Below are 20,108 nucleotides of genomic sequence, written 5' to 3' on the forward strand. Positions count from 1 at the left end.
GCGGCCAGTGTCATAGCCGCAACGACCGCAGGCGTGACTGGGGGAGTGCCAAAGCGCCTGAGCGGCAGTTATCACGCCATGGGTGTCCGGCACGTGCGGGAGTGACCTGTCGAGCCGTGCGTCAGTCGCTGGTTGCTGAACAAGCGATAAAGCACTGTGACGGCGCGGAGCATGATGGGCGAGTCGACGCACCGTCGTCCGTCTTCGCTGGTCATCCGCCTAGGTGGCTCCGGACAAGATCTCCCCGAACGGGCCGAACAGGAAGCCGACGGCGAGGATGGCGATCAAGGTCGCGAATACTCTCAAGTGGTCGCCGAGTGTGCGACCCCCCTTGACGAGTGCGGGGATGAGCGCGATCGGCGCCAGAGTCCATGAATACACGGCGATGCGGTCCGAGAAGTACACATGCGCCAAGAGCAGGTACATGCAGTTGAGTGCGACGAAGTAGCGAGCGAGTTCTGTCGCGCCCCGCTCACCGGGACCCCGCACCGCGAAGAAGTGGATGGCGACGAGCAGACCGAGCGAGAACAGCCAGAATTCGACTCGGAGAGTGCCACCGCTGTAACTGCGGGCGAGGTCCGGGTCGGCATATGCGCCCAGTCTGTCGATCGATTGGTTGAGAGGGCTCAAGAGGAATCGAAAGATGCCCGTGAATGCCGCTGCGGACGAAATGAGCCAGATCTTCACGAGCGTGGCGTAACTGACCTTGGTCACGAACACTATGAGGATGATTGCGGCGGCCGTGATGGCTGACCAGTGGAAGAGGCTCGCCACGATGAGTGCGGCGAAAGCGGACTTCTTAGCGCCGCTGAGAAGCAGTGAGATCGCCAGTACGATGCAGGCCAGCGCAAGTCCCTGGCGAATGGCAACCGACGAGTATGTCACGAAGAAGCCGAGTGCAAGTACGCCCAAGAACGTCACGGGAACGGAAGCCCATGGCATCAGCAGCCGGAGGGCCGCGATATAGGCGACTGCGCACACGATCGCTACGCCGACATAGAGGTGGACATCGGTGTCGCCGAACAATGAGACGCCTTTGAGGAATGCCCAGAACAACGGCTCGCGCTCGATAGAATCGATGCCACCGCCACGAGCGACCTCTTCGAGATCCCGTAGGTAGTTCTGTCGGTCGCTAATGCCACGACCTACGACAAGGGCCGCGTAGCCAGCGAGTGACGTATATACAGCGAGGGGAGGAAACACCAAGGCGCCGGGTGTCTCCCGGCCCGACGGGACGAGCGCGAGAGCGAGCGACCATGCAACAGCGGTCGCCAAGATGGCTCCGATCAGGATGCTCTCGACCACTCGGCGCCCTCCGCTCCATGCATAGTGTGTCGGCCTGCTTGCGTCCCGAGATGATCTAGATCGATCCCTGCTCTTCGATCGCGGAGACCGCAACCCATATGTCTGGTCAACTCTCTGCCCGGAGGAGTGCTGTGACCGCACCGACCGCCCGCGCGCAGGCGGCGGTCGCGACCAGGACGCCAGCTGCCCAGATCGAGCCGTGGTCCCACAGTATGAACGCTGTCACGAGCGAGACGCCGAGGGCGGAGGCCGCGACGTACAACTGTCTTGTGTACCTGTTCAGGACCAGCAGGAGAAGGTTTGCGGCGTATGAGAATGCGAGCATGAGGACCGCGATGGCAAGTGGGGCGACTTGGGAGTGGGTGAGCCCGAACTCGGGCCCATAGATGACAGGGAGCAGGGGTGGCAGAAGCGCGAACGTAGCGCCGGCGCCGAGCAGTCCTAGTGCCGCCATTGCGATGAGGGGCGGCATGGCCGCCGCTCGGAGACGGCCCGCCCGATGCTCCTGCGCGAGTCGCGCAAGCCAGACTTGCTGGGTAGAGCTGTAGAACAGGTTGGCGAATGTGATCACATACATCGCAGTCGAGAACAGGCCGATCTCGGTTTGTGTAGCGGTCTCCGCCAGATACAGCACGGGCAGGTACGCCAGCAGTGTGGAGATTGCCTCGGCCACCGCGAGGGGCAGGCCTGACCTCGCGATGACTCCGCTCTCCGTCAAGCGTGCGCGCAAGCCTCCAAATGTCGGAGTTCGATATGCGCGGAGCACAGGGATGCCGAAGTATGCGAAGACGAGTGCCGACGCGACGGCAGACGCCCAGAGCGATGAGATGGGATCTCCGGTGAGGTAGAACACCGCGCCGGCACCTGTGGTCGTGCCGACCGCGTTCGCATACATCGACGCCGTTACGCGACTGGTTCGGCCATTGGCGTGGAGAGCCCCGACGCAGATATCGGTCAACGAGTCGAAGAACTTGATCGCTATGACAGGGCCGACGATGCTGGCCCCGATGTCTGACCGGATCGCAACGATGGTGAGCACCACTCCACCGGCTGCCAGGGAAAGAATGGTACGGAGGTTGAAGAACGTGGAAAGGCCCGGACGGTCCCGCATAGACATATAGAGATTGCGCATGCCTAGCTGCGAGAAGATAAACACCGGGGCGGACAGTGCCATTGCGAGTGAGAACTGGCCCGCGCCCTGCGGACCGGCGGTTGCCGCAAAGAACCAGAGCAAGAACCACTGAGTTGCGGCGCGTGCGAGGTATCCGGTTGTGAGGCCGAGCGACGAACCCCACCCCCGGAGGCTGAGCCGTCTGCTCACCGCGGTCGGCGATTCTCGAACACCCGGAAGGCGAAAGACTTCACGAACCGTCGTCCGCTTCGGGCGACTGACCATGCGCTGGCCACGAGCCATTCGCCGAAGCTGAGCAGGCGGTCCGCTCGCGCCCGGTAGTAGACGTGCAGCTGATTGCGCGCCATGGCAGCGAGGTTCGCACTGAGACCCGAGTCTCCGAATGGGCGCTTGTAGCTCACGCTCAGGGGCGTCGGGAGGCGCCCAAGACGCATTCCATTGAGGTGGAGCCGCAACCACAGCTCGTAGTCCTCTGCGTACCGGCGCTCGGCGTTGAACCGCAGTCCGACTTCTCGCCGCACCATGACGCTTGAGGTGGCGAAGCGATTCTTGAAGAGAAGAGCCCGACGAGTCACGACGGCTGCGTTGCGAGGACCCTGCTCAGACGTGGTGTCTCCGAGAGCCAACCAGACGTTGGGCCCGCCTACCAGGTCGAGCGCCTGGCTCTCAAGGGCGCCGCACTGCCTCTCCAGCTTCGTGGGAAGCCAGGAGTCGTCCGAGTCTAGGAAGGCGACGACGTCGCCGCCCGCCGCATCCCAACCGGCGTTGCGTGCGCCGCCCGGGCCCGAGTTCTCGTGCAGCTGAACGACGCGGACGCTTGGTGAGAGCTCTTTCACGAGGCGAGCGAGTGCCTCCCGATCCTGAACCGGGCTCGCATCGTCGACGACGATGATCTCCTGAGGTGGCAAGGTCTGATCGAGAGCCGACTCGATCGCGCGCTTCAGCGTCGAGGTGTCGCCGTAGTGCGGGATAATGACAGAAACGTCCAAGCTAGTTTCCTCTTCTATCTATCCGCCCCGAGCCTTCGACGTACGTCGACTCGGCCCGCTGACGGTAGTCGTCCACGCTCATCTGGGGTCGACTGTATGCACACGCGTACTCAGCCAGAGCGCGCCACCGCGAAACGTCTGCATCAGTGGGGAGTGTGGCGGCGTCGGGTGCCCCGATGTCGTTCATGAAGTCGGCGCACTTGGCGTGGTAGCTCACCTGGGCGAAGGGTGTCTCCGTGAGGTACGAGACGATGCCTCCGTGCAGGCGGGTGGCCACGTTGAACGACTGGCGTCGGATCACACCAAGTGTTTCAACTAGATCACCGTCGTAGACATGAAGCTGCACATCGTCGGTGTGAGCTCGGGCAGCGCGAGCGACGTCCTTGGCGAGTTCGAGGTCACCGTTGGTCGGGTGGTAGTTGAGCGCGATCGACGTCACTCGAAGCCGCGCCCCATGGACTTCCTTAAGGGCGGCGAGAAGTTCCGAGATTCCGCCGAGGTACGCCCGACGGTCGAGGCCCTTGTACGCGCAAGGCATGATTCCGACGCTGGTGAGGTCATCCGATGGCGTCGGCAGTTCGGCCTCGAAGGGGTAGAGCGCCGCGAGATCACCCCCGAACTCGACCTTGTCCGCGATATCCCACAGCTCCGCGAACTCCATCGAGGGCCGGTCTCTGACGACGATGCGCTCGAACGCCCGCGTGAACTCGGCTACTTCCTGCTCGATCGTCGCGCTCGAGAAGGGTCCGAACGAGACTCCGAGCGCCGACAGGCGGCGGAGCCTGTGTCGGGCAAGCCAGGCCTCCATGACGTGGCGTCCCCTGACTGCCTGGAACACCGACCCGCCTGCCAAGACGATCTCGTCGGCCCAGCGAAAGTCACGCACTGCATAGGTCAGCCGAAGCATGGCGCCGGCCTTCGACGCGGATTGGTATGCCCGACCGACGCGGGTGGACCTGTCGCGAGGAGCCGACGTGCGCACTCGTGCGGACGGCCACAGGTCGGAACCGCGCGCGACGATAGTCGCGCGGAACAGGTCATCGCCAAAGTTCGACATACCGTAATAGCCAACCGCGGTGACTCGGCTTGTACTCACCAGGACCCTCGTCTCTGTCGTTCATCCGATGGGGCTGGAGTCAGTGACTCGTAATGTTGTACATAGCGAGTGCACACGGCGTCTTCGCCGAACTGCTCAACGACGCGCTCACGGGCCGCGGTGCCGAGCCGCGTTCGCAAGTGTTCATCGGCCGCCAGCTTCTCGATGCACGCGGCGTACGCAGCTGCTCCCGAGGCATGTGCGATCAGGCCGGTACTTCCGTCCACGATGGCATCGACGACTCCGGTGACTGACATCCCCACCGATGGGACGCCGGCGAGCGCGGCCTCGAGCACGACGTTGCCGAAACCTTCGCGACGGCTCGGGACACACAGGATGTCGAGGACGGGATACACCCGTTCGACAGCTGGCTCGTAGGGACGCTGGACGACAGTCCAGTCCGACCTGTCCAGCCGTGCTCGTATCGCTGCGCTCGCGGGCGAGTCGTCATTTCCGATGACGAGGAGAGTTCCCCGAACGCCCCGTGCAGCAAGGATTGACAGCGAGTCCGCGAGGATATCCAGGCCCTTGTCTGGTGCGATACGCCCGATGTAGCCAAGGATCGGTTCGGTCAACGTTCTCCGCGTCGACTCGGCATGTTGACGGGACGACTCGTCCGGTACGAACCGGTCGATGTCGACTCCCTTGGACGATCCGGGTCCGAGAGTGCGCATCTTCTTCGGGTCACAGATCCGTAGGTCATCCAGCCGCGTCTCGAGCGATCTGCTGATCGTCAGGACGGAATCTGCTGATCTGCAGGCCAGCCGTTCCGTGGCCATGAGGATCTTCCGCTTGAGGCCGACCGCGGTTTCGAGCGGCAGTCCCCTCACGAGGTAGACCGACTTGACCTTGGGGGTCACCGCTCCCGCCAACGTACCGAGCAGACCCGCCTTCGGAGTTCCGGCGCTCACGACGTCGGGCTTCAACTTCCAGAGCAGCAGTGTGATTCTGACGAGTCCGACCGCATCGCGAGCGGGGGAGACGTCGCGCCTCATGGCGATGGGATGTGTTTCGAAGCCGCTGGCTCGCAGGCTCTCGAGGTTGGGACCTGGTGAGGATGCGACGTGCACAGTCCATCCTCTGTCCCGGAGGACCCGGCAATGGGGATAGAGCAGCTTCACGGACTGGTCGGCGGTGACCAGCAGGAGGATGACTCGTCGGGCCTCGCGCCGATCGCTGGGGAGTTCCGCGCGAGTCCGGACACGTCGTGGAAGGCGCAGCCACCTCTCCGAGTTTCGACCCCGAGTCATGTGATGTCGTCCCTGTAGTCACGCTCATGCACACTGAGGTCGTCATGGCGGTTGAACGCAGTGTCTTCCTTCCGCAGAACCGTACTCAGCGTGCGAACCACGATCCTCAGATCTCCAAGGAAGGTGATGTCATCGACGTACTTGACGTCGTACTCGATCTTCTCGGTCCACGTCAGGGAGTTGCGCCCGCTCACCTGCGCCAGGCCCGTGAGACCGGGGCGCACGCGTAGGCGCCGGCGCTGCTCATCGGTGTACCGAGAGACTTGGTACGGCAAGGTCGGGCGTGGGCCGACCAGCGACATGTCGCCCTTGACAACGTTGATGAGCTGCGGCACCTCATCGATGCTCAGTCGCCGGAGAACCGATCCCACGCGGGTGACTCGCTCGTCATTGTCGAGTGGGCTCCCGTCTGGACGGAAACTCTGCTCGAGCGGGAGCATCGTTCGGAACTTGTAGATCTTGAACGGGTTCCCGCTCTTCCCGATCCGCGTCTGGGTGTAGAGGACCCCGCCGGGGGACTCGGCGCGGATGGCGATTGCGATAACCGCGGAGACCGGTGCGAAAGCGACGAGAGCGCCCGTCGTCGCAACGATGTCGAAGACTCTTTTCCCGAGCTTCTCGTAAAGGGCCATCGATCAAACTTCCCTGATCTGCTTGATCAGTGCGTCGCGTTCGCGCTTGAGGGATGCGTCGTGCCCCGTCTTGCGCGAGCGGATGACGTGACCTTGGGAGCCAATGATTGCGCTGAGTTCCGAGGACACCTCGTCGAGTGTCTCGTACATGTCATTCCGCAGGAAAAGGGACTGGTCGATATCCGCACCGAGAGCCTTCGCCAGCAGGCCGTAGGTCTTGCTGTGGTAGTACTGGCGACTTCCTAGGACGGGACGCAGAACGCTGACGACAGGCACTCCTAATTGGATCGCCAGGACGGCAGCGTGGTACCTCATGCTGACGACCAGGGATGAACCACCTATCACGGCGGCGGCGGTCTCGATAGGAAGAAACCCGTGGGCCTCGATGTCGACAACATGGAGATCGGGCAGACGATCGGCGAGGAACGCGGCTTGATCTGTGCCGCCGCGGCCAAGGTTGAGAGGCAGGAAGACGACTGCGTGATCGTGCACGTCACGCATGGCCCGGACGAAGCGCGTGATCGTGTCCAGATTTGCGGCGAGCTCCTCGACGGGCGCGTAGGACTCGATGACGACGTACTTGGGAGGGAGGTCGTTGTCCCAGGCCTGCGGCACCCCTGGACTGAGAAAGTACAGGTCGTCGGGCACCTGCTTGACACGCTCACTCGCAACGCCGAGTCGGCGGAGGTGAGCAGGGGAGTAGATGTCATCCCGCGTGTGTAGGGCAACTCCCGGCAAGTCGTTGAGCAAGGAGAAGAAGAAGTCCTCGTAAGCCCCGAATGGGCCGTAACCGTTCCCGGTCAACACGATTTGCGTGCCCACTCTTCTCGCTGCGTACACGGGGCCGAGGATCTGCATGAGCTGAGGCGCGCGATGAGGTGAGGCCCAGAGTCCGTTGAGGTAGCCGCCTCCGTTCACCACGAGAACGTCGAGACCCGCCACGGAATCGAGCAGACCTTGCGGGTCGGCGTACATGGGGAGTGCTTCTGCGGGTGTGAAGCTCGCGTCGGTGAGATCGAGGCCGTCTGCCGCGTCCGTCCGCAGGTCCACTGGACGTATCGCAGGACTCGAATCGCTCAGGTAGTGGTCGACGACCTTCTGCAGGAAGGTGGAATCGGCCGCGTAGAGCACGGCTTCGTCAGGCGTGATGTCCAGGTAGTTGTTGACGAGCATCGCGTAGTCGCCAAAGTTCACGTCCGAGAAAGGGCCTGTAAAGCCGATGCGCTGGCTCAAACCTTCCTCCCTTCCGAATATGGTAGTAGCGAAAGAACCTGCGGGATGTCGGTCAGAGCCGAAATTCTGATCTGCTCGCGTAGGTCATTGAGATACGAGCGGTGACCGTGGACGCCGTCCCGCATGATGCGTACAGTCGTTAGCGGGAGCGTGCTGGCGACGGCGAAGTCCTTCGCCGGGTTATCGCCGACGTAGGCCATTTGTGCGATGTCGGAGTTAGCGTTGCGTGCGAGCATCTCAAAGCTTCTGGGATCTGGCTTCCAGAAGTCAGGTCCGTACTCGTCGGTGACGACGATGTCGTCGACGAGCTCAGAAGCGCCGAGCGCGTTCAACTTGCTACGCTGCGCAACGGCGTAACCGTCAGTGACTATGCCTATTCGGACGCCGACTTGGCGAAGAGCGGAGATAGTAGGCATGACATCGGCGTAGAAGTCGATGCGCGGCTTATGCTCGCGATATACGGTGACCAGTTCCTGAGGCGTGAATCGGTCTACCTGCAGGAACTGCAAGATGCGATCGAAGGTGCGGCCCGGAGTTTCGGTCTGGAAAGACGTCAGTGCGTCGACGATCACCGGGGCACTCGTCGTGGTGACCGGCGCGAGGAAGTCGGCCACCGCGGCGAAGCCGCTTCGGACGTAGTTCTCCTCGGGCATCAGCGTGTCGTCGAGATCGAATACGACGAAGTTGATCTGGCTCATTCAAACAGTACCCCTTGGGGCTCCGCGCTCGTTCCGACCTGCAATGTCCTGTCGAACCGGAGGAACGTTGCGCCGTCCTTGGCCGGTGTGGGCGGGGTGGGGAGGCCGAGGCGTATCCGGTAGAGGTTCAGACAGGAGTCGGCGCCCGCGTGGATCGACATGGGAGCGCCCCCGCCAAAACGAGGATTTATCTCGATGAAGGAGACCGCCCCGTTATCGACGATGCACTGCACGGTGACGTGGTACCGGAGCGGGAGCGCTGCAAGGAGTCGCTCGGTCGCCTCAACTACTTCCGGCGCATGGTCGATCCTTCCCTTCGAGATCTCGCCCGAGCGCGTTGCTATACGAAGTCGTGGCGTGATCGAGAGCGTTCTTCCGTCCGGGGCGACGAAGCAGTCGACTGTGTACTCATCTCCCGATGCGTAGCTCTGGACCATGAGGTCAGGCGTCGTGCGGCGAGCAGCCTCGAGATCAACGGCGTTGTCGATGCGCTGTGCGCCGACCGATGAGCTACCGCCGCGTGGCTTCGCAAAGGCAGGGAACTTAACGCGCATCCCCGTCACCTCATCTTCGGTGTAGAGGTGTGGGGTGACGAGACCCTTGCTCCGGAGATAGGTGTGGGTCTTCACCTTGTCCCGGCAGACGGCGATGCTGGATAGGTCGGAGATGGCGACCAGCGCGCCGGTCGTCTCCTCGATCAGCTCGCGATTTGCCGCCATCACTGCGAGCTCGGTGTCGATCGTGGGTATGACCAGGTCGATCGCGTGCCTCGTGCACAGGTCTAGCAGAGCCTGCACATAGTTGTCGTCCGTGCACCGGGGGAGAACCTCGTGTGCGTCCGCAAAGTACAGCGCAGGGGCCAGAGCGCTGGCATCGGCAGCGACAACCCGTGGAGTGACGTCGAGACCCTGCGGCGCTCTTTGGAACGCCCGTACGAGCTCGACTCGGCGCCCTGCGCTCAGGATCAGGACGTTGACGGTGGTGGTCATCGGCTATGCGGGGCGGACGTGGACGGCGAAGCTGTTAGCGCCGAAGCATCTGGAACTGCCCGGTGTAGATCCCCGGTCACCTCCTGAACCGTCTGGATGACGCGGTCGAGTTGTGCTGGAGTCATGACAGACCCTGAAGGGAGCGACAGTCCCGATGAGTGCAGCCGCTCCGAGGTGCCGTTGACATAGGAGAGCAGGCCCCCGTAGACGGGCTGGAGGTGCATCGGCTTCCACAGTGGACGGGCCTCTATACCGCCTGCGTTGAGTCGCGTTGCGAGCGTCGAGGCGCTCCAGCCGGCGGCGTCGGGGTCGACAAGTATCGACGTGAGCCAGTAGTTGTCGCGGGTCGGAGCCCCGTCGGAGCCGTCGGGAGCGCCGAACATCTGGACCCCCCGGAGCGCAGAGACCATCTCGCGATACCTGAGGCGGTTCCATCGTCGGCGCGCGATCATTTCGTCCAGGCGGCCAAGCTGTGCGCGGCCGATCGCGGCGAGGATGTTCGAAAGCCTGTAGTTGTAGCCAATCTCCGTGTGCTCGTAATGCAGCACGGGCTGGCGGGCCTGGGTCGCGAGGTATCGCGTCCTCGTCGCGACGTGTGGGTCGTCGGTGAGGAGCATGCCGCCACCGGAGGTGGTCATCACCTTGTTGCCGTTGAACGACAGGATTGACACGTCGCCAAAACTCCCAGCGGGGCGGCCGTTCCGCCATGCGCCGAGCGACTCGGCGGCATCTGACAGAACCGGTGCACCCGCACGGGCGGCGATCTCGGTGATCCGCTCGTAATTGGCGACCTTGCCGAGCAGGTCGACGGGGACTATCGCCGCGATCCGTCTGCCCTGCGCTTGAAGATCTGTAACTGCGTGGTCGAGGAGATCGACGTCGATGTTCCCCGTCTCGTCGCAGTCGACGAAGACGGGCTCCGCACCGGTATAGGTGATCGCGTTCGCTGTGGCAGCGAAGGTCATCGTGGCGGTGACCACGACGTCCCCCGGACCGACGCCGTAGTTGAGAAGCCCGAGGTGAAGTGCGGCAGTGCCGGATGACAGCGCGACGGCATGCTTCCTGCCGGTGTAGGACGCGATCTCCTCCTCGAAGGCGTCGACCTCGGGGCCGAGGGGCGCCACCCACCCACCTCGGAGTGCACGCAGAACGGCTTCCTCCTCGGCCGGCCCGGTGTCGGGCGGCGAGAGCAAGATCCGATCGTTCATGACTGGCGCTCCTTCTGGTAGTCCGGTTCAGCCGACCGGTCAGCATCTCCGTGGTGCGGGCTCCCGTCGTCGTGCACGCGGTCCAGCTGGGCCGGTGCGATCGGAGGCACGGCGACGTGCGAGATGAGCGGGTGCTGGGGACGCACCCCAGTCTCGTTCTCGCTGAAGAGGTCCTCGTGGAGCTTCTCGTTCGGGCGCAGGCCGGTGAAGACGATCTCGACGTCCTGACCGGAGTGGGTGACCAGCCGCCGCGCCACGTCGAGGATCCTGACGGGCTCTCCCATGTCGAGGACGAGCACTTCGCCGTCGCTGCCGATGGCGCCGGCCTGGATGACCAGCTCGCTGGCCTCCGGGATCGTCATGAAGTACCGCGTGACGTCGGGGTGCGTGACCGTGATCGGCCCGCCCCGCTCGATCTGCTGGCGGAAGGTGTGGAGCATCGAGCCGCGCGAACCGAGGACGTTGCCGAAGCGGACCGAGAGGTACGTGCCGCTCGCGTGCTGGCCGTACCAGGCCGTGAGCTGCTCGGCGAGGCGCTTGGTCTTGCCCAGGACGCTCGTCGGGTTCGCGGCCTTGTCGGTCGAGATGTTGACGAACTTGTCGACGCCGAACTCGGCGGAGAGCTCGAGGAGGTTCTGCGTGCCGATGACGTTGGTCTTCCACGCCTCCTCCGGGTACTGCTCGAGCATGGGCAGGTGCTTGAGCGCGGCGGCGTGGAAGACGACCTCCGGGCGGTGGACCGCGAAGATCTCCCGGAGCGCGTCCTTGTCGCGGATGCTCGCGAGGGCCATGTCCGGGGTGTCGAGGAGTGCCTTGCCGTAGATGGAGAGCTGCACGCCGTGGAGCGCGGACTCGTCCCGATCCAGGAGGATGAGGTCGGCGGGACCGAACTTGTGCACCTGGCGGGCGAGCTCGGAACCGATGGACCCACCGGCGCCCGTGACGAGGACGCGCTTGTCGGTGAGGTAGTTGGCGATGGAACCGATGTCGGTACGGATCTGGCGGCGACCGAGGATGTCGGCGATGTCGACCTCCTTGACGTCGCTCAGCTTGACCCGCCCACCGAGGATCTGGCTGAGGGGCGGCAGCAGGAGGAACTTCATACCCGCACCCTCGACGATGTCGGCGACCTCGGCGATCATCGTCTTGCTCGCGGCGGAGATCGCGAGGATGACCGTCGTGACACCACGCGCCTGGGCCTGCCGGACGATGTCGTTCCGGCTCCCCAGCACCGGTGCGTTGAGCAGGCTGAGGTGACGCTTGCCGGGGTCGTCGTCGATGAAGCCGACAACCCGGTACGGGGAGGACGAGTCCATCTTGACGAGTCGGAGCAGCTGGTAGCCGGCGTCACCAGCGCCGTAGATGAGGACGTTCTCGGTCTCTTCGCTCGATGGCCGCGTCGGCGTGGTCCACGCACGGTAGGCCCACCGACCGGCGGCCATGAGAGTCAGTGCGAATGGCGGCGCGAGGAACGCGATGCCACGGGGAAACTCCTCAAGATCGCGGATGAGGACGAACGTGACGATGAGGACGAGCGCTACCACGACCACGGAGAGGAGGAGGCCGAGGCTCTCCTCAAAGCTGCCCACCCGGTACTTCCCGCGGTAGAGCTTGAGCAGCGCGCCCACGACGACCTGCGCCGCGCTTGCCAGCCCGGCATAGAGAATGACGGTGCTCCACTGGGCGTCGTTGAGGTAGAACTCGTATCGGGTCCCAACGATGAGCGCCACGGCGATGCACCAGGCGGCGCAGTCCCACAGCCCGATCAGGCTTCGTCGAGCCAGTGTCCCCCCGGACAAGGTGATCCTCCTAGTGGCGCGCCTTGATCGCCGATCGAGCGGCATGAAACGGCAGGCCCAGATGGGCTTCAGTCGTCGAGCAGCATACGGGACACCCATCGCGCACAACGCTTCGCGTGACCGAGCGCACGGCCAGGTGGCGCTGTCGTCCGCAGCGTGGGACCTCGCCACGCGAGACATGACCAGGGGAACGCCGAGTGGTAGATGGCAGCGCGGCTACGTGAGCGTCGTCCGCGGCGCGAGGAAGGTCTCGAGCACCTGCGCGACGCCGTCCTCCTCGACGGGAGGAGCGACATGAGGTGCTGCGGCCAGTGCCTCGGCGTGACCGCCGTGCATGGCGAACCCGTGGCCCACCCAGCGCAGCATCTCGACGTCGTTGGGCATGTCCCCGAAGGCGACGACGTCGGACTGGTCGATGCCGCGGGCGCGCGCGAACGCCGCCAGGGTCGAGGCCTTGGTGACGCCCAGCGGGCCGAGCTCGAGGAGGGGCTGGGCGACCCCAGAGCGGGTCACGTTCACGACGTGACCGGCCTCGGCGCGGCCCGCCTCCAGCATTTCGTCGGGGTGCGAGGCGGGGCTGCGCACGAGGATCTTGATGACGTCCCCGGTCTCGACCAGCTCGTCCATCGAGGACACGTCGGTGACGGGCGGTCCCGCCGGGGTGAGCCCCTCGCGGCGGCCGCGCGTGCGGGCCTCGGTGAACCCGGGGCCCACGCGGATGTCCCAGGGCGTCTCGACGGCGAACACGGCGTCCGGGAGGGCGGCGGTGAACCTGCCGACGGCCTCTGCCGTGTGGTCCGGTGAGATCGCGCTGATCTCGATGTGGTCCAGGCTCAACGCATCGACGACCATCGCACCGTTCGCGGCGATGACCGCCCCGCTCAGGCCCGTCGCCTCGACGACCGGCGGCAGCCACCGTGGCGGCCGTCCCGTCACGAGCACGACGTCGACGCCTCGCTCTACGTACTGCTGCAGCGCGTCACGGGTACGGGGGCTCACCGTGCCCCCGTGGGGCAGGATCGTGCCGTCGATGTCGGTCGCCACCAGACGGGGCACGAACTCAGGCCAGGGCTTCACGAGACTCCTCAGCTCGACAGATGGGTGCTCCCTCCACGCTACGTCGCCCCGCAGGGCAGAGTGGGAACATCGCCGAGGCAGCCGGACGACAGCTGGTGTCCGCGTCGGCCGCGATGAGTTCGCGCGGCGAGGCAGGTCCATCCCCGGGCACGGTCAACTGGGAGAGGGCTGCCATGTCTCGCGTCAGGGTCCACAACTTCTCGATCTCGCTCGACGGCTTCGCCACCGGGGAGCCGCAGACTCTCGACGCCCCGTTCGGCCACGCCGGGGAGCGGCTCCACGAGTGGATGTTCGCGACCCGGTTCTGGGACGACGCCTCCGGTGCCGACGGTGTCGACAATGCCCTCGCCGAGCGTCACGGCCAGGGAATCGGGGCGGAGATCATGGGCTCGGGGAAGTTCGGCCCACCCGGGTGGCAGGACGATCCGCAGTGGCGCGGGTGGTGGGGCGAGGACCCGCCTTTCCACACACCGACCTACGTGCTCACCCGTCACCCTCGCCCGCCGCTGGAGATGGCCGGCGGCACGACCTTCCACTTCCTCGACACCACCCCCGCAGCAGCGCTCGAGGTCGCGCGGCAGGCGGCCGGCGGCGGGGACGTCCGCATCGGGGGCGGGCCGACGGTGCTGCGCGAGTTCCTCGCTGCCGGGCTCGTCGACCACCTCCACGTGGTCCAGGTCCCGATCCTCCTCGCGCGAGGCGTGCGGTTGTGGGACGGGCTGGAAGCGCTGGAGCAGCAGTACCGCGTGGAGGCGGTCTCGACCCCCAGCGGCGTCGTGCACCTCACCTTCACCCGGTAGCGCTCCGAGCGGCCCTCCCCGGACCACCGAGGTGCGGCTGCGGGTGGCGGCGCCCTAGCCTGCGGACCATGCGCAGGGGCATCAGGGTCGTCGTCGCGCCGGACTCGTTCAAGGGGAGCCTGAGCGCCCTGGCGGCCGCACGCGCGATGGCGGCGGGAGCCCGCCGAGCGCTCGGTCCGGGGGCGACCGTCACCGCGGTGCCGATGGCCGACGGCGGTGAGGGCACGCTCGACGCGCTGCTCGGCGCGTGGCAGGGCCGGGAGGTGCGCTGCGAGGTCACCGACGCCCTCGGCCGGACCCGGACGGCGAGGTACGGGCTCTCCGCGGACGGGACGACGGCGGTCATCGAGGCGGCCGAGGCCAACGGGCTCCCGTACGTGCGCGACGTGCCGCTCCAGCCGCTGCGCGCCGACTCCGCGGGCGTCGGCGAGCTCGCGCGCGCCGCCCTCGAGTCCGGGGCCCGGGAGATCCTGCTCTGCATCGGCGGCTCGGCCACGACGGACGGCGGCGCCGGCGTGCTCCGTGCCCTCGGGGCGCGGCTCCTTGACCGCAACGGTGCGCCCGTCGCACCCGGAGGGGGAGGGCTAGCAGCCATCGACCGCATCGAGCTCGAGGACCTCCACCCGCTCGCCCGCCGGGCCAGCTGGCGTGTCGCCGTCGACGTCGACAACCCGCTCGTCGGGGAGCGCGGCGCGGCCGCCGTCTTCGGCCCGCAGAAGGGGGCCACGCCGTCGGACGTGGTCGCCCTGGACGCGGGTCTGGCCCACCTCGCGAGGACGCTGGCCGATGCGACGGGCGCCGACGAGGCCGCCCTGCTCAGCACGCCGGGCATGGGCGCCGCAGGTGGGCTGCCCGCGTCCCTGTGCGCCGCCCTGGGGGCGGAGATCGTCCCGGGAGCCCGCCTGGTGGCCGACGCCGTCGGCCTTCAGGCCCTGCTCGCCGGCGCGGACGTCGTGCTCACCGGTGAGGGCAGCTTCGACGCGCAGTCGCTGCACGGCAAGGTCGTCGACGGCGTGCGCGACTGTGCCCCCGCGGGCGCGGCGATCGTCGTCGTCGCCGGTCGTGTCGAGGTGTCGGCGGCGGAGGTGGCCGCAGCGGGACTGACCGCGGCCGTGTCCATCGCCCGCGGGCCGGCCACAGAGGACCAGCTCAGGGACGACGCGGCCGAGCTCGTCGCCGACGCGGCCGAGTCCGTCTGCCGCATGCTCGCCCGGTGACCCCACCTCCGCGCGGGGAGGGCGGGAGTCCCTATGTGGGCGCCTTGCGCTGGGCCTCGTACACCTCGTCGGTGAGATCCCCGCGGTACAGGTCCTCGTTGAGCAGGTGGAGGAACCCGAACCGCTCGGCCGGGTCGAAGACGAGCTGGCCGTCCTGGACGACGGTGTCGGCGTCGAGACCGACGCGAACGCTGTACGCACGGACCTGATCGACCGTGATCCGCGAGAGGTGACCGCGGTGGCTGATCTCGCGCAGGCGGCGCCACGTACGAGAGTCGCGCATCGCCACGGCACGCAGGGCGTCGGCGCTGCCCGGCGCCATCGGCAGATGCGTGGTGATGCTGGAGACCCACCCTCCGATCCGCTTCTCGACCTGGGAGACGTGCCGGAGCAGGCTCTCGAACGCTCGCTGGTTGAGCACGACGGCCCAGTCGGGCCCCACGACGAAGTCGAACCGCGGTGAGAACGCGAAGAGGGGCTCGTCGAGCAGAGTCAGCTGCTGGGCCCCAAGGGCGAAGAACCTCCCGCCGCGGTGGCCCCTCCGCGGGTCTGCCTTCTGGACCGCGACCACCCGTGCGGCGTCCTCGTCCCCGAACCCCGCGGCGGTGACGTCGAGGGAGCCGTCCAGGTCGGCCGGCCGCGTCATCGGCATGCTCCCGAGGTTCAACGCGAGCCGGCGGAACGGTCCGAGGTCGGCGAGGGTCTCCGCGTCCGACACCAGGAAGTACTCCTCGCCCTCCACCTCGTTGCCCGCGGTGTACGGCACCGCACGTGCCGTCCTGAGCCGGTCGACCATCGGGCGAGCGATTCCCCGCAAGGCCTCTGCGGTGCTCCTGCTCAGGGCAAGTCGTTCTCCGGCGACGGAGTCGTCGGAGAACCGCCCGACGGCGAGCGAGACCGACTCTGCCAGGCGCGCCGTCAGCTGCTCCGCGATGACATCCGGGGTGCTCATCGGCCTGCCGTCCTCTCGACGAGGAGTGACGGGGCGACCGGGACGAACTGCGGCCGTGTCTCGGCCCAGTCGGAGGGGTCGGTCCGCGCGATGACGTAGTAGGCGTTCCCGCCACTCACGCCGGTGTAGATCCGCCGTCCCGTCAGGTAGACCAGCGGATTGACGTGGACCCGGCCCGTCGTGACGTGGATGAGCACGATGAGGCCGAGAGCCGTCACCGCGATGACGACGTCGCGTGTGCCCATCGAGGCGTCGACGACGACGGGCAGGAGATAGGCGCCGACGTGGCCGAGGACCTCCTCCCCACGGTCCTCCACCTCGGTGAAGCGGAAAGGTTCAGGGTTGCCGACCCGGACCACCGCCGCGAGAACCACGAGCAGGACGAGTCCCGTGGCGGCGATGCCGGCGAACAGCCAGAACCACGCTGTGGCGTAGGCGCGAACGGCGAGCAGCGCGAATGCCGGCGTGAAGGCGGCCAGGGTGAGCTCCACCCTGAGGCGCAGAGGTCCGAGCCGTGGAGGCGCCGCGGAGCTCATGGGCTGATGATCGTCTCGGCGCCCGGCACGAATCGTCCCTCCGGCGTCAGCTCACCCACCGTCCACTCGGAGCTGACGCCGCGAGCTGGAGCCAGTCGCGCGACGGAGCCGTCGACGGCGACCTCGACCGCTGCTCCTGCGTCGCGCAGCGACGCGGGTCCGTCATACACACGGACCGTCACCCTGATCCGACCACCGGTCGGGTGCAGGGTGAGCTGCTCCGGCCCGCCGTTGACGGCATCGTCGTGCAGCCGGCCCCACCGCTCCTCGAGATTCGCGTAGGAGATTCGTTCGTCGGTGTCCTCGCGACGAGCGTGGAGATCGAGATCGTGGACGGCGGGGCTCCACGTCAACGTCACGAGTGCCGCACTGCCGGCACGCGCAGCCGTGGGTGCCGCCGCGGCGCGAGGCGGTTCGGCCGGTGCGGGCGGGGGTGGTGGCAGGTGCGCGGCGACGGCGGCACGGAACTCCCGACACCGCGCGGGCTCGGTCGGCCGCACGTAGGGGAACGCGGACACCCTGTCCCTGATGGTGGGGGCGAACGACTCGAGGACCCGCGGACTGAGGGGACCGTGCGCGACCAGGGCGACGTGGGCGGTGGGGAGGTTGACCGCGTAGTCACGAAGCGCGTCCCTGGGGTTGCGCAGGGCGGACCGTAGGTACTGCTTCACCTCGACGGCGAGCACGACTCCGGCTGCGTCGGTCGTCGCTGCCCGACGGAACTGGTAGTCGGGTTGCACGGCCCTCCTCCTGCCGGAGCCGACGAGGTCGTGGGCAGGCGTGCGGAACTCGCTCCACAGCTCGATGTCGCACGAGCGTCCGGCGAGGTCAGCCGCCTGGAGCGTGGCGAGCCGCGTCGGTGAGAACGGGAACCGGAGCGCGCCGTCGACGAGCTCGATGTGCAGCCGTCCGGGAAGCGCCCGGTCGAGCTGGGTGAGGATCCAGGCGGCGTACAGCTCGTGCCGGCGTCCCCACATCGGCATCGAGAAGATGTCCGCCAGGGCGTCGAGCGAGATCTCCGTGGGGGTCTCCTGCCAGAAGCTGTCGAGCCACTCCCGCAGTGCCGCGAGCTCCTCGAGTGACGGAGGCTTCCCCTGCCGGGTGGACTCGGCGAGGCCGTGAGCCGCGTGCATCTGGAACACCGGCCAGAAGTCCGTCGCGGCCCAGCCCAGGTCGATGTGGTGTCGGGGTACGTCCTCCGGCTCGCTGTACAGCCACGCGCGCAGCTGTCCGTAGTCGTCGGCGACGGCCGCGATGAGCCGAGTGCACTCCTGGAGGAGGGTCCACCACTGGGCGAGGACGTCGTCCACGTCCGGGCGTCCGGTGGCGGGCGGCGGGGGGAGGGTGTCGTCCCACATGACGGGGTCGTAGCTCCCGTCAACCGTCCGGGAGAACTCGCTCTCGACCTCCCGGTACTCGGAGCCGGGCCCCTGCCACGCACGCGTCGGATCGAAGACGAGCGAGGGCAGCAGCGCGACAGCCGTCTCGGCAGACGCGACGTGCTCGCGGAAGGCAGCGAGCGACTCGTCGACGACGTGGCCGTCCTCGTACTCGTACTCCATGCGAAGGTTCTCACCGGTGGCGTGCTGCGCGCCGACCCGCGTGTACAGCCGCAACAGGTCGCGGACCATGCCGGCGAAGGACGTGAGCAGCGGCGTGACGGCGCGCACGAGGTCACGCACGGTGACGTCCCGGGAGCGGAGCCGGTCGGCGACCGTGCTCGCGGGGGCCTCGGCCCCGCCAATCAGCGGAGTGAGCGCCTCGACGACATCCGCGTCGTAGTCCTGCGGGCGGATCACGCCGAGACGTACCCACTCCTGCCACACGTCGGCGGCAGTGCTCAAGGAGGTCATCGGTGCTCCGGGCGCTCGACATCGTTGTCAGTGCCCTCAGTATGGCGGACCGCCCGCGGCCGGGGCCGGAATCAGGACACGCACGTGCCTCAGTCGTCCCGGCTCAGCGCCTCATCCGGCGTCGCGGGAGCGGACGGCCTCGCGCATGCGCTCCAGGGCCCGGCGCAGGATGGGCCGGGGCATGGCGAAGATGAGGCGGGCGAAGCCGTCGCCGGCGGCGCCGCAGTGGGTGCCGTCGGTGAGGGCGACGCCGGCGTGGCGGCGGAAGAACTGGGCCGGCCCGCCGGGCAGGTCGAGCTCGCGGCAGTCGAGCCAGGCGATGTAGGTGCCCTCCACCGGGCTGAGGCGCAGGCCCGGGATCTGGTCGACCATCTCGGCGAGGAGGTCGCGGTTGCCACGCAGGTAGTCCACGACGTCGTCGACCCAGTCCTGGCCGTGGGTGTAGGCGGCGGTGGCGGCGCGGCCGCCGAGGAGCCCGACCGTGTCCCCGGCGTCGGTGGCGTACGGGGCGAACGCGGCGACGTCGTCGGCGTTGGACAGGACCATCTGCCCGCACTTGAGGCCGGGGATGTTCCAGCCCTTGGAGGCGGCGACGGCGGTGATCGTGTGGCCGGCGGTGCGCTCGTCGATCGAGGCGTAGGGGATGTGGGGGAGGTCGTCGAGGACGAGGGGCGCGTGGATCTCGTCGGAGAAGACGCGCCCGCCGTGGCGGTCGACGACCTCGGCGACGGCGGTGAGCTCGTCGCGCGACAGGACCCGTCCGACGGGGTTCCACGGGTTGCACAGGACGAGGAGGCCGGCGCCGGCGGCGAAGGCCGCGTCGATGGCCTCGAGGTCGAGGCGGTAACGGCCGTCCTCCCCGAGGGTCGAGGGGACCTCGACGACCTCGCGGTCCAGGGCGGGGACCACGGTGAGGAAGGGCATGTAGGCCGGTGTCGGGACGATGACGGGGGACCCCGGCGGGGTGAAGCGCTGGACGGCGATGCGCATGACGGACAGGACGTCGGGCAGGAGGTAGACGTTGTCCTCAGGGACCTGCCAGTCGAAGCGGCGGTCCAGCCAGCCGGCGGTGGCGCGCTTGGCGGCCGTGCGGTCGGCGGCCGGGAGGTAGCCCAGGGCCTGGGTGTCGGCGGCCGTGCGGACCACCTCCGCCACGGCGGGAGGGACGCCGAAGTCCATCTCGGCGACGAAGGCACCGATCGCGTCGGGGAACATCGTCCACTTGGTGCTGCCCGCGGCGCGGAGCTGGTCGACGGTGATCTCGTCGAATCGGTGCACAGGTCCTCCTCGTTCGGCCGCCGGACGCGGCGGTGACGTCCACGACGCTATCCCGTGGACGTCA

18 protein-coding genes are annotated in these 20,108 nt (G+C 67.2%); 2 read left to right on the forward strand and 16 right to left on the reverse strand.

Annotated features, from left to right (window positions below; translation table 11 throughout):
* Nucleotides 1–219: 219 nt before the first annotated feature.
* The 12 genes from GD632_RS07845 to GD632_RS07900 form a co-directional block, all read right to left on the reverse strand.
* Nucleotides 220–1,305 carry an EpsG family protein gene (locus GD632_RS07845; protein WP_193311397.1) on the reverse strand — a complete coding sequence of 362 codons (1,086 nt, stop codon included), beginning with the start codon at nt 1,303–1,305 and terminating at the stop codon, nt 220–222.
* 106 nt (nt 1,306–1,411) lie between these two features.
* On the reverse strand, nt 1,412–2,626 hold the full coding sequence (locus tag GD632_RS07850; protein ID WP_152190679.1) for a lipopolysaccharide biosynthesis protein: 1,215 nt from the start codon (nt 2,624–2,626) through the stop codon (nt 1,412–1,414).
* Nucleotides 2,623–3,426: a glycosyltransferase family 2 protein gene (locus GD632_RS07855; protein ID WP_193311398.1), complete on the reverse strand. Its 804-nt coding sequence runs from the start codon at nt 3,424–3,426 to the stop codon at nt 2,623–2,625. Before GD632_RS07855 ends, GD632_RS07850 begins: the two co-directional genes overlap by 4 nt.
* A 1-nt stretch (nt 3,427) precedes the next feature.
* On the reverse strand, nt 3,428–4,483 hold the full coding sequence (locus GD632_RS07860) for a polysaccharide pyruvyl transferase family protein (protein WP_226924758.1): 1,056 nt from the start codon (nt 4,481–4,483) through the stop codon (nt 3,428–3,430).
* A gap of 35 nt (nt 4,484–4,518) precedes the next feature.
* Nucleotides 4,519–5,772, reverse strand: a complete 1,254-nt coding sequence (locus GD632_RS07865) for a glycosyltransferase (RefSeq protein ID WP_152190686.1) — start codon at nt 5,770–5,772, stop codon at nt 4,519–4,521.
* Nucleotides 5,769–6,404, reverse strand: a complete 636-nt coding sequence (locus tag GD632_RS07870; protein WP_152190688.1) for a sugar transferase — start codon at nt 6,402–6,404, stop codon at nt 5,769–5,771. Before GD632_RS07870 ends, GD632_RS07865 begins: the two co-directional genes overlap by 4 nt.
* A 3-nt stretch (nt 6,405–6,407) precedes the next feature.
* Nucleotides 6,408–7,637: a polysaccharide pyruvyl transferase family protein gene (locus GD632_RS07875; protein WP_152190690.1), complete on the reverse strand. Its 1,230-nt coding sequence runs from the start codon at nt 7,635–7,637 to the stop codon at nt 6,408–6,410.
* Complete coding sequence (locus GD632_RS07880) at nt 7,634–8,335, reverse strand: HAD family hydrolase (RefSeq protein WP_152190693.1); 702 nt, start codon at nt 8,333–8,335, stop codon at nt 7,634–7,636. The genes GD632_RS07875 and GD632_RS07880 overlap by 4 nt, the downstream gene beginning before the upstream one ends.
* Complete coding sequence (locus GD632_RS07885; protein WP_152190695.1) at nt 8,332–9,324, reverse strand: ATP-grasp domain-containing protein; 993 nt, start codon at nt 9,322–9,324, stop codon at nt 8,332–8,334. Before GD632_RS07885 ends, GD632_RS07880 begins: the two co-directional genes overlap by 4 nt.
* On the reverse strand, nt 9,321–10,532 hold the full coding sequence (locus tag GD632_RS07890; RefSeq protein ID WP_152190697.1) for an aminotransferase class I/II-fold pyridoxal phosphate-dependent enzyme: 1,212 nt from the start codon (nt 10,530–10,532) through the stop codon (nt 9,321–9,323). Before GD632_RS07890 ends, GD632_RS07885 begins: the two co-directional genes overlap by 4 nt.
* Complete coding sequence (locus GD632_RS07895) at nt 10,529–12,262, reverse strand: polysaccharide biosynthesis protein (protein ID WP_226924742.1); 1,734 nt, start codon at nt 12,260–12,262, stop codon at nt 10,529–10,531. The genes GD632_RS07890 and GD632_RS07895 overlap by 4 nt, the downstream gene beginning before the upstream one ends.
* Before the next feature lie 285 nt (nt 12,263–12,547).
* On the reverse strand, nt 12,548–13,408 hold the full coding sequence (locus GD632_RS07900; protein WP_193311400.1) for an HAD family hydrolase: 861 nt from the start codon (nt 13,406–13,408) through the stop codon (nt 12,548–12,550).
* Nucleotides 13,409–13,581: 173 nt separating this feature from the next.
* Here GD632_RS07900 and GD632_RS07905 point away from each other — a divergent pair, with 173 nt between their 5' ends.
* Together GD632_RS07905 and GD632_RS07910 are read left to right on the forward strand one after the other, a co-directional pair.
* On the forward strand, nt 13,582–14,208 hold the full coding sequence (locus GD632_RS07905) for a dihydrofolate reductase family protein (protein ID WP_152190703.1): 627 nt from the start codon (nt 13,582–13,584) through the stop codon (nt 14,206–14,208).
* A 68-nt stretch (nt 14,209–14,276) separates the two neighbouring features.
* A complete protein-coding gene (locus tag GD632_RS07910; protein WP_152190706.1) occupies nt 14,277–15,425 on the forward strand; it encodes a glycerate kinase in 1,149 nt (382 codons plus the stop codon).
* Nucleotides 15,426–15,456: 31 nt separating this feature from the next.
* Here GD632_RS07910 and GD632_RS07915 read toward each other — a convergent pair whose 3' ends face one another.
* From GD632_RS07915 to GD632_RS07930, 4 genes are all read right to left on the reverse strand, one after another.
* A complete protein-coding gene (locus GD632_RS07915) occupies nt 15,457–16,377 on the reverse strand; it encodes a Kiwa anti-phage protein KwaB-like domain-containing protein (protein ID WP_152190708.1) in 921 nt (306 codons plus the stop codon).
* On the reverse strand, nt 16,374–16,913 hold the full coding sequence (locus tag GD632_RS15960) for a hypothetical protein (RefSeq protein ID WP_193311401.1): 540 nt from the start codon (nt 16,911–16,913) through the stop codon (nt 16,374–16,376). The genes GD632_RS07915 and GD632_RS15960 overlap by 4 nt, the downstream gene beginning before the upstream one ends.
* Entirely contained in the window at nt 16,910–18,766 is a 1,857-nt protein-coding gene (locus GD632_RS07925) for a hypothetical protein (RefSeq protein WP_152190713.1), read from the reverse strand. The genes GD632_RS15960 and GD632_RS07925 overlap by 4 nt, the downstream gene beginning before the upstream one ends.
* A gap of 111 nt (nt 18,767–18,877) precedes the next feature.
* Nucleotides 18,878–20,044 carry a MalY/PatB family protein gene (locus GD632_RS07930; RefSeq protein WP_226924743.1) on the reverse strand — a complete coding sequence of 389 codons (1,167 nt, stop codon included), beginning with the start codon at nt 20,042–20,044 and terminating at the stop codon, nt 18,878–18,880.
* Nucleotides 20,045–20,108: the final 64 nt, after the last annotated feature.

Source organism: Georgenia satyanarayanai (assembly GCF_009193135.1).
GTDB classification, from domain to species: Bacteria; Actinomycetota; Actinomycetes; order Actinomycetales; family Actinomycetaceae; genus Oceanitalea; species Oceanitalea satyanarayanai.